This window comes from Mesomycoplasma ovipneumoniae, from assembly GCF_033343935.1.
Taxonomy (GTDB): domain Bacteria; phylum Bacillota_I; class Bacilli_A; order Mycoplasmatales; family Metamycoplasmataceae; genus Mesomycoplasma; species Mesomycoplasma ovipneumoniae_G.
This window is the reverse complement of record NZ_JAWPGQ010000005.1, coordinates 53552-69603: the sequence shown is the minus strand read 5'-3', so window position 1 is coordinate 69603 and position 16052 is coordinate 53552. Positions and strand designations below refer to the sequence as shown.

Annotated in this window: 13 protein-coding genes and 2 tRNA genes; 9 read left to right on the top strand and 6 right to left on the bottom strand. The window is 28.8% G+C overall.

The window, feature by feature from the left end:
- Position 1: 1 nt before the first annotated feature.
- From gpmI to R7X45_RS01930, 3 genes are all read left to right on the top strand, one after another.
- Positions 2–1513, top strand: a complete 1512-nt coding sequence (gene gpmI / locus R7X45_RS01940) for a 2,3-bisphosphoglycerate-independent phosphoglycerate mutase (protein ID WP_318055712.1) — start codon at positions 2–4, stop codon at positions 1511–1513.
- A gap of 489 nt (positions 1514–2002) precedes the next feature.
- A complete protein-coding gene (locus tag R7X45_RS01935; protein WP_318055711.1) occupies positions 2003–3250 on the top strand; it encodes a DDE-type integrase/transposase/recombinase in 1248 nt (415 codons plus the stop codon).
- A gap of 394 nt (positions 3251–3644) precedes the next feature.
- Complete coding sequence (locus tag R7X45_RS01930) at positions 3645–5015, top strand: hypothetical protein (protein WP_318055710.1); 1371 nt, start codon at positions 3645–3647, stop codon at positions 5013–5015.
- Positions 5016–5101: 86 nt separating this feature from the next.
- Here the strand turns inward: R7X45_RS01930 and R7X45_RS01925 are convergent, their stop codons facing one another.
- The 5 genes from R7X45_RS01925 to R7X45_RS01905 form a co-directional block, all read right to left on the bottom strand.
- Complete coding sequence (locus R7X45_RS01925) at positions 5102–5431, bottom strand: thioredoxin family protein (RefSeq protein WP_044284236.1); 330 nt, start codon at positions 5429–5431, stop codon at positions 5102–5104.
- Between the two features lie 66 nt (positions 5432–5497).
- Complete coding sequence (gene proS / locus R7X45_RS01920) at positions 5498–6937, bottom strand: proline--tRNA ligase (protein ID WP_318055709.1); 1440 nt, start codon at positions 6935–6937, stop codon at positions 5498–5500.
- Positions 6938–6974: 37 nt separating this feature from the next.
- Positions 6975–7049, bottom strand: a tRNA-Gln gene (locus R7X45_RS01915).
- 3 nt (positions 7050–7052) lie between these two features.
- A tRNA-Tyr gene (locus R7X45_RS01910) sits at positions 7053–7136 on the bottom strand.
- A gap of 82 nt (positions 7137–7218) precedes the next feature.
- Positions 7219–8601 (bottom strand): hypothetical protein, encoded by a 1383-nt coding sequence (locus R7X45_RS01905; protein WP_318055708.1) that lies wholly within the window; start codon positions 8599–8601, stop codon positions 7219–7221.
- 707 nt (positions 8602–9308) lie between these two features.
- Between R7X45_RS01905 and mraZ the strand changes: the two genes are divergently transcribed.
- From mraZ to metG, 6 genes are all read left to right on the top strand, one after another.
- Positions 9309–9749: a division/cell wall cluster transcriptional repressor MraZ gene (mraZ, locus tag R7X45_RS01900; protein WP_044286005.1), complete on the top strand. Its 441-nt coding sequence runs from the start codon at positions 9309–9311 to the stop codon at positions 9747–9749.
- A gap of 1 nt (position 9750) precedes the next feature.
- A complete protein-coding gene (rsmH, locus tag R7X45_RS01895) occupies positions 9751–10641 on the top strand; it encodes a 16S rRNA (cytosine(1402)-N(4))-methyltransferase RsmH (RefSeq protein ID WP_318055707.1) in 891 nt (296 codons plus the stop codon).
- Positions 10642–10673: 32 nt separating this feature from the next.
- Positions 10674–11654 carry a hypothetical protein gene (locus tag R7X45_RS01890; RefSeq protein ID WP_318055706.1) on the top strand — a complete coding sequence of 327 codons (981 nt, stop codon included), beginning with the start codon at positions 10674–10676 and terminating at the stop codon, positions 11652–11654.
- A gap of 203 nt (positions 11655–11857) precedes the next feature.
- Positions 11858–12865: a nicotinate phosphoribosyltransferase gene (locus tag R7X45_RS01885; RefSeq protein WP_044284241.1), complete on the top strand. Its 1008-nt coding sequence runs from the start codon at positions 11858–11860 to the stop codon at positions 12863–12865.
- Positions 12855–13625, top strand: a complete 771-nt coding sequence (locus R7X45_RS01880) for a tRNA1(Val) (adenine(37)-N6)-methyltransferase (RefSeq protein ID WP_318055705.1) — start codon at positions 12855–12857, stop codon at positions 13623–13625. Before R7X45_RS01885 ends, R7X45_RS01880 begins: the two co-directional genes overlap by 11 nt.
- Complete coding sequence (metG, locus tag R7X45_RS01875; protein ID WP_318055704.1) at positions 13618–15159, top strand: methionine--tRNA ligase; 1542 nt, start codon at positions 13618–13620, stop codon at positions 15157–15159. Before R7X45_RS01880 ends, metG begins: the two co-directional genes overlap by 8 nt.
- Here metG and R7X45_RS01870 read toward each other — a convergent pair.
- Positions 15156–16019 (bottom strand): hypothetical protein, encoded by an 864-nt coding sequence (locus tag R7X45_RS01870; RefSeq protein ID WP_318055703.1) that lies wholly within the window; start codon positions 16017–16019, stop codon positions 15156–15158. The two genes, metG and R7X45_RS01870, sit on opposite strands and share 4 nt — an antisense overlap.
- Positions 16020–16052: the final 33 nt, after the last annotated feature.

The following is a 16052-nucleotide window of genomic DNA, read 5'->3' as shown; positions in this document are numbered from 1 at the left end:
AATGAAAAAGAAAGTTATTTTAATTATTATTGACGGCCTTGGATTGCGTCCTGAAACTCAAGGGAACGGTTTTGCACTTGCAAAAACACCGGTTTTTGATCACCTTTTTGACAATTATCCAAATAGTTTGATCGCCGCTTCAGGTCAAGAAGTTGGACTCCCTGATGGACAAATGGGAAATTCGGAAGTTGGCCATTTAAATATCGGGGCTGGATTTATTGTCTATACAGGAATTTCAATTATAAATAATGCTTTAAAAACCGGTGAGTTTTTCAAAAATGAAAAATTTATTAAGGTTTTTGAGCATAGTATCAAAACTGATACACCTGTGCAAATTATGGGACTTTTTTCTCCTGGGGGCGTTCACTCACATCAAGATCACCTTTTTGCACTAATTGATTTTGCCGCCGAATTTGGTGTTAAAAAACTTAATTTGCACCTTTTTGGTGACGGTCGAGATGTTGCGCCTGAATCAATTAAGCCAAATCTTAATTTATTAATCAAGAAATTGAAAAATTTTGAAAATTACAAAATTGCTTCAATCTCTGGTCGTTTTTATTCAATGGATCGTGATAAAATGTTTGACCGTGTTGAATTAGGATATAATTCTATTCGTGGAAAAGCCGAAAATACCTTCACAAATCCAATTGATTATGTTGATTCTCAATACGAAAAAGGAATTAGTGACGAATTTTTACAACCGGCAATAAATTTGCAAGTTAATAAAAATGATTTTCTTAATGACAATCATGGTGTTATTTTTTTCAATTTTCGCCCTGATCGAGCAAGGCAACTTTCACATTTAATTTTGCAAACAGATTTATATGATTTTAAGGCAAAATATCCTGTAAAAATCGACACTTTTGTGTCAATGATGAAATATGAAGGGATAAATTGTGATATTGCTTTTGAGGAAATGAAAGTCAAAAATCCACTTGGAAAAGTAGCTGATGAGGCAGGATTAAAACAACTTCGACTCGCTGAAACGCAAAAATATGCCCATGTAACTTTCTTTGTTGATGGTGGCGTAGAACTTGAATTAAAAAATTCTGACCGAATTCTTGTTGATTCATTAAAAGTTGAGTCTTATGCTGATTATCCGCAAATGTCGGCTGTCGAAATTACTGATAAATTAATTCAAGTTGGACAAAATTATGACCTTATTATCGTTAATTTTGCAAATCCAGATATGGTCGGACATACAGGAAACCTAAAAGCAACAATAAAAGCGGTTGAAATTTTAGATTCGCAAATTGGTCGGATTCACAGCTGAGCAAAAGAAAATAATTTTCATTTTTTCATTACAGCCGACCATGGTAATGCCGAACTTACTGAGGATGAAAATAATAAACCCTCAACAAAACATACCGTATTTCCTGTTATGTTAATTTCAAGTGATAAAAGTTTGAAATTAAAAAATGGAAGATTGGCAAATATTGCCCCAACAGTGCTTGATTATTTAAATATCAAAAAACACCCTGACATGGATCATGAATCCTTAATAATTAAGTAAAACTAAACTTTCACAGACTAATTTTTCTTCTTTAAAACCAAAATCATTTTCCTTTTGATTTTGGTTTTTTTAAAAAAAGTAATTACTTATTTTAAAACACTGGCAAAAATCAATTTATAGATAAAATAACAAAAACCATAAAAAAATACAACTACTATTTAAACTCAATGCAAATAGAAAACTCGTTTTTATTTGCAGCGAGCATAAAAAAACATATGAAGTTTTGAAAGAACAATAACCAAAAACCCTAAATTTATAGATTTCTAAACAGTTAAATTTAAGGCATTCCATCATATTTAAAAATATAATGGATAATCCGCATTTTCTGATTTTTTAGCCAAAAAACATAACTAATTCCCCCTTAATTCTAAAATCCAAATTTATTAATTATTCTTAAGCGAGAATTATTATAACATAATTTTTTTCTTAGACCAAACATTTTAAATTAGTACACCAATTTCAGACTTATTCGAAAAAAGGTGTGTCAAAATGAAACAATACAAATTCACAATTGAAGACAAATTTAAATACATCAAAATTGCCGAATCTAAAGGCTTAAAAAACGCAATTTTGCATTTTGCTGAAGAATTTAGAGAAATTTACAAAAGCAAATCGAAAAGCAAAAAAGCGGATAAAGAATGAATGTTGCATATATATGCTAATAATTTGATAAGAAATTGGCAAAAAAAGTTTTATAATAATGATATGAAAAGTTTGATAAGTGTTCGCGGGAAAATCAAATCACCGCGTAAACCAAAAAAGAAGTATACAATTAACGATCTTTCTGAAAACGATCGTGAAGTTTATCAAGAAATAATGGAGAATGTTCTTAGAAGATACGGGATTGACCCCGCAATTGTTCTCGAGGAGCTTAAAAAAAGAAAACAAGAACAGGAAAAAGATAAAGGTAAAATCGAAAATTGCACTAGAATTTGTAGTGTTTTTAACATTAATCGCACTTCGATTTATGAGAAAATAAGGGTGAAAAAACCACCGAAGAAAATGATTTATGATGAAAAATTACTTGAGTGAATTCGTGAAAATTTCAATTTAAATCGAAAAGTTAAAGGCCGCGACGTTCTATATAATATTTACATAAATCAAGGAAATTATGTAAGCACGTACGTGTTTCAAAAACACTACGAATTTTTAGGATTAAAATCACTAGCTTATAAAAAGCAAGGAAAACCAGCGCCAAAAGAGAAAAAGTTTACGCGAATTTGGACTGAAGATCATATCAAAGGGGAATTTAGCTCAGAAAATTTTGGTGAAAAATGGTTTGCTGATATTAAATTTATCAAAATTAACAACGAATGATTTTACCTACACTCAATTATTGAAACAAAATCCAATTACTTGCTCAATTTTTCCATTTCTAAAACAAGATTTTCAGAAGAAACTATAAACTTAGTAAAACAAACAATTAAAAAGTACAATATTAAACCAAAATTTTTCCATTCAGATCATGGCGTGGAATATGCGAACTACAAATTTGCTAATTTTTTAAAACAAAACAATATCCAACAATCAATGTCACCAAAAGGCAATGCCCTTGCAAACCGGCCTATTGAATATTTTTATGCAGTTTTTCAACGAGAATTGATTAATATTGAGGGCCAAAATTTTGAAAATGTGGATATTGCTCATCAAAAAATAAGTTCATTTATTCATTGGTATAACTATGAAAGGCCTCAAAGTTGCTTATCATATAAAACTCCAAGTTATTATATGAGGTAAATTATTTGTCCAAATTTTTAAAATGAATATGCTAGAAAAAATTAACAAAAGCGGTGTAATCAAAATCATAGGTAAAAAACTAATTGTCTGAGATTTTTCTACTTATTTATAGACCAAACATTTTTTTTTTTTTTTTTACAAAAGGTTAATTTTAAAATTATAAAAATTAAGATTTTATGTCAAAAAACACGGATTTAGCGGTATTTTCACGTATTTACATTCACTAAAAAGTGAATTTTTACCATCTAACTGTCAAACTAAGGTATTTTTTTTAGAAAATTAAAAATTTATAATTTTTTAATATTTTTTAGTATTTTTTACGAATTCCTAGAAAATATTAAGAAAAATGGTATAATTTGTACTATTAAAATATTAAACAAAATAAGAGGTGTAAATGGCGCGCAAGCTAACAAAATTAAGAAATTTATTTATCCTTTCGACCCCTATTGTTTTTTTAGTAGCAACAAGTTGTGGCGTTAGCCAAACAAACGAGGGGGAAAAAGAAGGTCAAAAACTCCAACAGATGAGCGAAAAAATCGCTGACAAATTAGGGTCAAGTCTAAGCTTTGACGTAAATGGTAATCATGTTTTTACTATTAAAAATGACAAATTCAAAGGTGCAACAGAAGTAGTGGCACATTTTGAAGGTAAAAGCGATGATCCAGCTATTACTCTGCCAATGACTGCCGAAGTTAATGCAAGTATAAATAATTCAACTGCAATTTTTAACACAGCCGGAAAATTCCTATACGACTATAAGTGATCACTCAAAAAAATTAAAGTTGGATCTGAAGAAATTTCGCAAGATCAATTCCCTGATGACTTAAAAGGTGACGTTTGATTTGAGAAAAAAATTGCGATAGTTAAACAAGATGCTGCGCTTTGAATTGATCCTCAAATCCAACTTTTTAAAAATTGAATAAACACTAATGCAAATGTCGAGTTAAAAGCTGAATTTATTAAAAATGACAGCACAAAAACGAGAAAAATTGTAGATACCACTTTCAATAGTTCGTTAAATAAATTTCGAGCTGACTTACAAGACGGTTATAAATTTAATAGAATTCTAATTCAATCTAAAAATAACTCCTTTGCAACAATTAGTTTACCTTATAAACCTTTGGAGCAAAAAGAAAACACACCGCAACAGATGAGCGCAAAAATCGCTGACAAATTAGGGTCAAGTCTAAGCTTTGACGTAAATGGTAATCATGTTTTTACTATTAAAAATGACAAATTCAAAGGTGCAACAGAAGTAGTGGCACATTTTGAAGGCAAAAGTGATGATCCAGCTATTACTAAACTAATGACCCCTGAAGTTAATGCAAACATAAACAATTCAACCGCAACCTTTAACACAGCCGGAAAATGACAATACGACTATAAGTGATCGCTCAAAAAAATTAAAGTTGTTAAAAATGGTAGCTCTGAAGAAATTTCGCAAGATCAATTCCCTGATGATTTAAAAGGTGGCATTTGGTTTGAGAAAAAAATTGCGATAGTTAAACAAGATGCTGCGCTTTGAATTGATCCTCAAATCCAACTTTTTAAAAATTGAATAAACACTAATGCAAATGTCGAGTTAAAAGCTGAATTTATTAAAACCACTGAGCCAAAAGATAGAAAAGTTGTAGATACCACTTTCAATAGTTCGTTAAATAAGTTTCGAGCTGAATTACAAGAAGGTTATAAATTCAATAGAATTTTAATTCAATCTAAAAATAACTCCTTTGCAACAATAAGTTTACCTTATAAACCTTTTTAATATAATTTCTAAAATATAATAAAAAAGCAATTTCTCGAATGAAATTGCTTTTTTTATCTTTAAATTATGAAGATTTAATTAAGACATTAAATTAACTCAAAGTGTTTTAATTGTGATTCTAATACATCAGCAGGAACATAACCTTCAAGACGATGTACAAGTTTGTGATCTTTATAAAATAATGTTGTTGGAGTTCCGTGGATTTGGTTATCACGTGCAAATAAAATATTTTCACGCACATTAACTCTAATGATAACTAGACCATTTACTCCGTATTTATCGTTCATTTGATCGATTGAAGGTTCATAAAGAACACAGGCTCCGCATCCAGGTTGGTGAAATACGAGAATTGCAGCTTTGCTTGTTAAAATTTTTTGATTAATGTCATCGGTTGAGTGAATATCAAAGATTGGCATAATACCTCCTTTTTTATATAAATGATACCACATTATTGTTTTTTTGCAAGATATAAATAGAAAAAATTAATAGGATTTTGCAAATAAGACAAATTTAGTAGTTTTTTTACCGCTAAATATTGAATTAGCGCTTTGTGGTATATTAAATATTGAATTTTTTGGCAAAATACAACGAGCTGTTGCGGTAGTTTCGTCTTGAATTTGCTGCTCTTTTGCTGAGCTTTCACTAAAAGGAACAATAACAAATTTCCCTTTTTGTATTTCGGTTTGAAGTTCTTGATATGAATTTACAAAAACTGTATTTTCAATTATGCGCGTTTTAGCTTTTTCAAACAAGTTTTTTTGAATTTCATCAAGAATTTTAGGGCATTTGTCCTTTAATTCATCAAGGCTAAAATAAATTTTTTGGCGGTTATCACGGCGAACAAGGCAAATTTGATTTTTCTTTACATCATTTGGCCCAATTTCAATTCGAATTGGTGAGCCAGAAACTTCGGACTTATTTATTTTAAAGCCAATTTGCTCGTCTGATTCATCTATTTGATAGCTAATTTTTCTTTGTTTAAGAATTCTAGCTACTTTTTTTGAAAAGTCTTTTACTTCTGGATGTTTTTTTGCAAAAAATTCAAGAATATCAACCTTATATGGGGCAATTTTTGGCGGTAAAACTAAACCATTATCATCACTGTGAACCATTACAAGAGCGCCAATTAGACGGGTTGAAATCCCTCAAGATGTTTGATATGGTGTTTCAAATTCGTTTTTATTGTTTTTAAACTGAATTCCAAAATTTTTAGCAAAATTTTGGCCTAAAAAATGCGATGTGGCTGATTGAAGCGCACGGAAATTTTGCATCATTGACTCAATAGTGTAAGTTGTAACAGCGCCGGCAAACTTTTCACGATTAGTTTTTTTACCAAATATTGTTGGTATAGCAAGATAATTTTCTAAAAAGAATTTATAATATTTAGCTATTTTTTTAGTAAAATTTTGAGCCTCTAATTTATCTGAATGAATTGTGTGTCCTTCTTGCCAAAGAAATTCAGTATTTCGTAAAAATGGATTAGTAGTTTTTTCTCATCTCAAAACTTGAGTTCACTGATTTAATTTTAACGGTAAAATGTTATTTGCAGCAATTTCATTTTTAAAATAATCAGCAAAAAGGAGCTCACTAGTTGGTCTTATATAAATATTTTCGGCTAGTTTTTTTTGGCCTACATGAGTTATTGTTAATAATTCAGGTGCAAAACCTTTAATATGTTGTTTTTCTTTTTCTATAAAATTTTCAGGTATAAGAAGCGGAAAATAAACATTTTTTACACCTTGGGAAGCAAAAAATGCATCAACTATTTTGGTTATATTAGTCCAAATTGCATATCCAAAAGGTTTGAAGTAAAGCGTTCCTTTGATTGGACCGTAACTCATTAAATTCGCCTGAGTTATAACGTCAACATATCATTTTGCAAAATCTTCGCTACTTGGCGTTATCTTTTCAGGTCGTTTCATAAAATAAATAATTAAAAAAAATTGGTGAATTAACATCTGGCTGCCCCAGTTAGATTCGAACTAACGAATGACGGTACCAAAAACCGTTGCCTTACCGCTTGGCTATGGGGCAAAATGGTGGGGGGTGAGGGATTCGAACCCCCGAATCCGAAGAAAGTGGGTTACAGCCACCCGCATTTGGCCGCTCTGCAAACCCCCCGATCCGTTGCAGCTTTTTAATTATAACATATTTTTTTTGATTTGATAATTTTTTTTTATTTTTTTTTTTTTTTTTTTTCGGACTAGCGATACTTGGCCACATCTTCAGTTACTATTTGGAGGACATCATTTACTAGTTTTTCTTGTTCTTCAATTGGAAGATTTGGGTCTAATTTAATTTGCTTGTAAGCAAAAATAAAGGATGGATGTAAAAAATTACCTAATGGACGTCCAATTTTGTACAGTTCAATCCATCTATCTTTTAATTTTTTAGCAAGCTTTTCATCATCATGTCTTATTTTATATTCATTTGCTAATTTTTGATAAGATAAAATTTTAAAAATAGCAAAGGTAAATCAAAAGTTTTTAACAAATTCAGATCACTTAATAACAATAAAAAATCCAAGGCCAAAAAAATAACTTAGTGCTGGAAACCAAAAAATATAATATAAAATTTGACTATAAGGATTTAATTGGGCTAAATTTTGACTAATTATTTCAGAATTAACATTTAAAACTATCAGTTTATGACTAAAAAGCGGGCTAAGTAAAAATATTAATCTTACAATATAATTTAATAGTAAAAAACTTGAATCGGCAATATAATAAAAAAGTAATTTCCTTGGTTTGTTGCGGTTTTTTAAATTATTAAAATAAACTAAAGTTTGAATAATTACTAAAAATAGAACAAATGAGCCAACAAATGCTAAATACTGTCAGAATTGAAAATTATTAATTCCGGCAAAAAATAATCAAAAAATAAGCATCAACATCGAAACTAGCAAGGTTGAAATTGAATAATAAATTGACTTTGCAGTAAAAGAGATATTATTTCAAAGTTTTTCGACAGGATTTATTTTAGTTTTGGTTCTTTTTTCGTGCTTTTGAAAAATATCTGAATTAAGTTGGTAAAAACTTGAAGTTCAAGCTGAGTGCTTTTCGCGATATTGCATTTTTTTATTTAAATCGCTAATTTCAGCAACAGCCCTTGAGTCAGACAGAAAGTAAAAAAACTGATTTTCATCATCATGCAAAAGTCATGAAAAATTAATTTGGTTAGATTTTTTTGGTTTTGTGACTTTTTCAAGGAAATTTTTTGACTCTTTTGTTTGCTCTTGAGTTGTTTGTGAATTTTGCTGTGATTCTAGATAATTAGGCTGATAAGTAACGTATTTTTCTGATTGCTGTTCATATTGTGGGCTATTTTGGGCCTGAATTTCAATGTCTTTTTGGTCTACAAATGTTTGAGTGTCATCACCTTGAAATGGATTAGTGGTGTTAGTTTTTAAATCTTGACTGTGATTTGGTTTTTGAAAATTACTATAATGTTGATATTTGCGATCACGGGAAGCAAAATGCGAATTATGAGATTTGTTAGCCCCATAATTTTTTGAATTATAAAAATTAGACTGATTTTGGTCGTTTATTTTTTGATTATTTTTTTCTTGGTCATGATTTTGATTCATTAAATTCTCCTGAGTAACTATTTAACCTATTTATTTTACAATTTAATTTAAATCTAAAAAGTTAATTTAATATTAGCACCTTTTTCAATTTCTTCATTAAATTTTACCAATTTATAACTAATATTAATTATTTTTTTCTTTTTAATTAAATAAGGTAAAAAAACGCATGTTTTTATTGATTCGGCATTTTTATTCTTATAAGAACTTATATTAATAAATTTAAAAATTTTACAATACAAAATTCAGACATCAAAAACACACTAATTATATAATATATAATAAGCAAAACAGTTAAGCTAAATTTTGCTTGTTTTGAGTCAATAAAATTGCATTTTTTGACAAATATATAATTTAATTTAAAATTTTAAAAATAAATCATTATTTTAAAATTTTTTTCAAAATGTTGGTTTATTTTAGGAATTAATTTTAATAACTGAAATAATTTTTAATATTTCCATAAAAATACCCTTTTTAGTCCAAAAAAATAAGCTTTTGATCATAAAAGTTGTATATTTTTTAAATTTTTTGTTGATTTTAATAAAAATCACTCCCACTTCACTCCACTAATAAAATGCAAAAAATTTAAAAAACACCACCTAAAATCAGTCATTTTTTTTCAAACAAAAAATTATAAATAAAAAAATTAATTTTTTTTTTGTTTGAAATGGGATTTAGTGTATAATTGTGGTTGACAGTGGAGATAAAAAATGTTTGGAACTGTTTTCAGAATATTAGATGAAAAAAATAGAATTGTGCTACCTCCTGCTTTTCGTGATGAACTTGATGGTGACTTCTATATTTCAGCTAATTTGGACAAAATTCTTGAAATCAGAAGCCAAGCCGAATTTGATATTATTGCCCAAAAAATTGGAAAAGCAAACTCATTAGATCCACGACTTCGTGATTTTGCTAGATATTTTTTTGGAAATACCGTCAAAGTTTCTGTCGATAAGCAAGGTAGGTTTTTAATTCCCAAAAATTTACTTGACTTGGCCGCTGTCAAAAAAAGAATCTATTTATTAGGGGTTAATAACAAAATTGAAATTTGGCCTGAAGAAAGATACGATCAATTTTTTGCAAAATTTTCTGACAGCAATGTCACCGCTGATTTAGAAAAAGAATTGCTAAAATCGGGAGTAGAATTATAAAATGCACATTCCAGTTTTGTTAGAAGAAGTTATCTTAGCTCTTGAAATTAATCCCGAAGGATTTTATGTTGATTTAACTTTAGGGCGTGGCGGACATTCCAAGGCGATTCTTGAAAAATTAACAACGGGAAAATTGATTGTTTTTGATAAAGATATCCAAGCCATAGACGAAACTAAATCTAAATTAACTGCAATTAGTCAAAATGTTAATTTTATTTGTTCAGATTTTGCAAATTTTGATTATCACTTAGAAAAATTAGGAATTGATTATATAGACGGGTTTATTGTTGATTTAGGTGTTTCTTCACCTCAAATTGATAATCCTGAGCGTGGCTTTTCTTACTCTAAAGATGGCAATTTAGATATGAGAATGGACACAAGTCAATCTCTTGATGCTTCTTGAGTTTTAAATCAATATTCTGAAGAAAAACTAGTTCAGATTTTATTCAAATACGGACAAGTAAAATTTGCACGGCAAATTGCAAAAGCAATCATTGAAAATAGACCTTTGAAAACCACTTTTGATCTTACTAAGATTGTCAAAAAAGTTATTCCAGCACTGGCGTTATCTAAAAAAAACTTTGTAAAAAATGTTTTCCAGGCTGTGCGAATTGAAGTAAATAACGAACTTGAATCTTTGCAAATGTTGTTAAAAAAGTTACCCAAATTCTTAAAGCACGGTTCAAAAGTTTTAATTATTAGCTTCCATTCGCTAGAGGATCGAATTGTCAAAGATGCATTTTTAAATTTAGTTAGTAAATCTAAGCAAGATTTTTTTAAAAAAGGCGATCCAGAATTCTCAACGAAAGTTTTTCGACCATCGCCAGAAGAAGTTTTGCTAAATCCAAGAGCAAAATCAGCTAAATTACGAGTTTTAATTAAAAATTCATAAAAAAGAAAAATTGAAAAATAGGTAAAAATACTATGGAAAGATGTAGTAAAATTATGCTAATGGGATTAGGTGATTTTGGATCTAAAATTGTTCAAAACATCAATTTAGATCAAGCTAGCTTTCCAAAATTTTTTATAAATTCACGCGATGAATATTCTAATTTCAATTTTGGCGATCAAAATTCACTAATTCTTAGTCAATCAAATTTTGGATATGACTGAAAAAAAGCAAACCAAGCAGTAAAAGATAAAAGTTTAGAAATTCAATCAATTCTTGCTGGGGTCAAAATTCTCTTTTTGATTGTAGGATTAGGCGGATCAACTGGATCAGGAGCGATTTTAGAAGTAGCTGAAATTGCTCAAAAAATGAATATAATTATAATAGTTTTAGCAACAAATCCTTCTGAAAATGAGTCAAAATTTAGACGCGAAACAAGTTTTGACGTGCTTCAAAATTTGAAAAAAATTGTTGATTCATTGATTTTAATTTCACCAGAGGAAATAAGTTTAACTTTTCCGAGTCTTATGGTTGAAAATGTTCTTCAATTAATAGTCCTAACTATTCAAAAGAAAATTTCAATTCTAACAAAAGCTATTTGTCAACAAAATGCATTAATTCATGTTAACAGTTCAATAATCGAGTCAATTTTATCCAATAATAACTTTGTTTTTGTCGGATATGCAAGCGAAACTGGTTCAAATAGGGCAATAGTTGCAACTGAAAATGCCTTTAAAAACCATTTTGTCGAATTTGATCTCTCATCTTCCGAGGAAATGTTAATTACAATTAGTGCTAATAATTCAATTTTACAAACCGAAATTAACGATGTTCTTAACACAATTAGAAAAAATTTCAAACCAGACTTAAAATTTTCTTATGGCGTGTATACAAACACAAAATTAGATAAAGAAATTGAAATTGGTATAATTGCAAGTCAAAAAAAGCATAGTTATGAAAGCAAAAAAGCAGCAAAATTAAATCTTGCCTTCGATAACAAATTTAGTATTTTCTAAGCAAATTGATTTTGATTTAAACTTTTAGTAAATGCTTATAAAACACCTTTAAAAATTATAAAATTTAGTACGCAAACAAAATTTTATAACAAAAAGGTGTTTTTGTATTATTTTTTTTTAAAAAATTTTTTTTATGGCCAAATCGACGGAAATATAGTATAATAATATTGTAGTTTTACTATTATTTTATCAACTAAATTATTATGTCAAAAATCAATAAATATATATCTGACTATTTTCTTGATAGTCAAAAAATACTTGCAAAATTTAATCCGAAAAATATTGTTATTTTACAGTTTTTCCAACGTAAAGATTTTGCCGTGATTGGCGGAATGGATGAAGTTTTAAATTTTTTAGTAGATAATACTGACTATAAAAAATATAAAATTCGTTATTTAAAAGACGGAACTCGTGTAAAAAAACGTGAAATAGTGCTTGAATTAGAGGGTCCTTTGCATCTTTTTGGTCATGTTGAAGGAATTATTGACGGAATTTTAAGCCGCTCAACTTCAATAGCAACAAATGCTTATTTATGCAAAAAAGCAGCAAATGAAAAAGAAATAATCTTTATGGCCGATCGTTCTGATCATTATTTGATGCACCAAATTGACGGAAAAGCAGCAAAAATAGGCGGTATTTCAATATTTAGCAATTTAGCTCAGTCAGGAAAAAGTGCTACTAAAAATTTTGGTTCAATGCCTCACTCTTTAATTCAAAATTTTGATGGCGATCTTATTAAAACTTCGCAGGCTTACCGTAAAATTTTCCCAGACCAACCACTTGTAGCTTTGGTAGATTTTAACAACAATGTAATTGAAGAGTCTTTAGCTGTTTTGGCTGAATTTGGCCAAGATTTAGCGGGAGTCAGAGTTGATACTTCTTCAAATATTGCCGATCAAATGTTCGAAGATCCTAAAAAAGACGATTTTGGAATTAATGCAAAATTAATCAAAAAACTACGCGAAGAGCTAGATAAAAACAACGGTCAGCACGTAAAAATTATCGCCTCATCAGGACTAAACCCTATGAAAATTAGAGAATTAGAAGAACAAAATGCCCCTGTTGACTTATACGGCGTTGGCGAGTATATGCTTCAAATTCGAAATCATTTTAGCGCTGATGCAACCGTGCTAAATGGCAAAAAACTAGCTAAATTTGGTCGTTTTTATCGTAAAAATTCAAAATTAATAACTTTTGAATATGAAAAATAATCTTGAATTGAATAATTTGGGTTATAATGATGACCTCAAAATTTGACAAGACAAGACAAGTTTTAATTATTCAGTTGATACTATTTTGCTAGGAAATTTCATCACCTTAACTAAAAAAGTAAAACTAGCACTTGAAATAGGAACAAATAACGGTGCACTAGCAATTTTTGTTGCTCATCGAAAAAAAGACTTAATTATTGATGCAATCGAAATTAATGAAAAAGCCATTAATTTAGCTAAAAAAAACGTTGAAATCAATAAAAAAGAAAGTCAAATTAATCTAATTTGTGCTGATTTTAATCAGTTTTGAGTTGAACATAATAAAAAACAGTCACGAAAATACGACTTAATTTTTGCTAATCCTCCTTATTTTAAAGTCGGAACCAAAAAAATCCGCAATGTTAGCCCTGAGTTTAAAAATGCAATTTATGAATTTAGCCTTAATTTATCGCAATTAATTCGCGGGGCAGGCAAAATTATTCAAGACAAAGGAAGGCTGTCACTGGTTTTACCAATCGAGAGATTTATTGATGTGATAGAATTTTTGCGTCAGGGTCGATTTGAGCCAAAGCGTGTTCAATTTGTAATGGCAAGAGTGGGATCTAGTCCCAAATTTGTTCTGATTGAATCAGATTTTAACGCTCAATGGGGAACCCAATTCCTACATAATCTCTATTTACACCCTAATAATAAAAATGAACATGTTTATCGCAAAGAAATCCAGAAACTTTATGTAGCCCGAAAGGTTAAAAATGGCTAAAAAATTTTACATCACAACTCCTATTTACTATGCTAGTGGAAATCTACATATTGGTCATCTTTATAGTTCGACTTTGGCATGAGTACTTAGAAATTTTAAAAAAATGCAAGGTTTTGAGGCACTAATGCTAACAGGATCTGACGAACACGGTCACAAAATAAGTCGTCTAGCAGCCCAGTCAGATTTAGATCCTCAGACTTTTGTTGATCAAAACGTTGAAAAATTTAAAATTTTATGGCAAAAATTTGGCATTGATTATGACTATTTTTTAAGAACAACTAGTCAGAATCACAAAAATTTTGTTAAAAAAATTTTTTACAAAATGCATGAAAATAACGACATTTTTCAAGGTCAATATCAAGGACTTTATTCTGTAAGTGACGAAGAATTTTTATCTCAAGTTCAATGTATCGAAAAAAACAACGAATTTTTTCACCCAGTTAGCGGTGCAAAAATGGAATTAGTTGAAGAAAATTCCTATTTTTTTGCCATCAGTAAATTCCAAAAATGGCTGGAAAATTATTTAGACGTTAATCCTAATTTTATTTCAGACAAAAAAATCGCAAATGAGCTAAGACAAAATTTTTTCCAAAAAGGTTTAGAGGATTTATCCGTTAGCCGAAAAAATTTAAAATGAGGAATAAATCTTGAAAAATTTCAAGATCAGACTATCTATGTTTGACTTGATGCACTTTTTAGTTATTTATCGATTTTTGACGACCAAATTAATATTGACTCACCACAGAGTCAAAATTTTTGAAATCAGGCCGAAGAAATTGTTCATGTTGTTGGAAAAGAAATAGCCCGTTTTCACTGTATTTATTGGCCAATTTTTTTAAAATCACTAAATTTCAGACTGCCATCAACAATTTTAACTCACGGCTGACTCATAACTCCTGAAGGAAAAATGTCAAAATCAAAAGGAAATGTAATTAATCCGCTTGAATTACTTGATGAATTTGATCCTGAAGTTATTAAGTTTTATTTTGTGAGTCAAATAAGCACTGAAAATGATAGTATTTTTGACAAAAAATTATTAGAAAGTCTATACAATTCATTTTTTGTCAACACATATGGAAATTTAATTAGCCGAACAATTGCGCTTGTTTTGAAATATTTTAATAACGGTTTAAAATTTAAAATTGAAGATTTAGATTGAACAGATATTAGTTTTTATGAAAAAATTTTGCTAACTTTTGACTCATTTTCTGAAAATTTGTCAAATTTTCAGCTTGAAAAAGGCTTTAAACTAATAATTGAACTAGCAAAAAATTTAAACGGTTATTTTGATATTAAACAATTATGAAATGAAAAAAACTTAGATAAATTAGGTGCAAGTTTAATTTTAGTTTTAAATGGAATTTACACAATTTCAGCATGTCTAAACTCTGTTATGCCTAAAACTGTTGAAAAAATTATTGATTTTTTAGGAATAAAAACAACAAGTTTTGAATTAATTACAAAATTAGACAAATTTGACAATATTATTTTTGAAAAACTGGAAAAACCCTTTTTCCCAAGAAAAAAATCTTAATAGCCAAATTTTCAGCGAAAATTATGTTTATCGTTTAAAAATTGAATTAATGGCACTATGTTTATCAAAAAAAGTGAATAAATTGGAAAAGAAATTGTTGATTTTAAAATTATTGGTGTTAAATAAAAGAAAAAATAATTTTCAATAAGTCTATCTCTTCCACTTCGGTTCAAGAAACGATTATAATATTGCACAAATGCAAACGGATGTCATAATCAACGAAAAACGAGAAAGCAAATACCAAGGACAAAAAGCGTTATTATTGCATTTTTAAATTTTTGTGTCGGTTTTTTTCAGTATAAAATTACCAAAAATGTTGTAAATGCTAATAAAATAACCCCAAAAATCCCTATTAATAAAAGCACTAATTTTTTATTAAAAAGTCTTTTTCAATCTTTTGCGACTCTTTGAATTTCAGACTCGCTCATAAAAAAATAAAAAATAAATACTGAAAAAGTTATTAAATAAGTTAAAATTAATAAGAAAATTAACACTTTTTTATTTTTATTTGCAAAATTAAAGGCAAGCGAGGAGAAAATTGCAACTAAAATTGGAATAATTCCATATTCTGGGGTTCAGAAAAAAACGCGACTTGTAAGCAAAAGTTTCCCAAAATCAAACGTAAAAGCAACAATCGCGCCTTTGAACCAACTTAAAATTATTCCTATCAAAACGTAAAATGGAAGTTCAAATGCTATGTTAAATCTACGTGGAAGACTAGTTTTAAATATAAAAGCAATAACTAAAAACATTGCCATTAAATATCCTGAAATTACAAGTTCAAAGCTTGTAAATCGAAATATTTTATGGTTGACTCTGAAAAATTCTTTAATATTTGCTCTAAATGTTGTTAAATTCATTGTTTTAATGGTAAATTATAATAAAAATTTAGT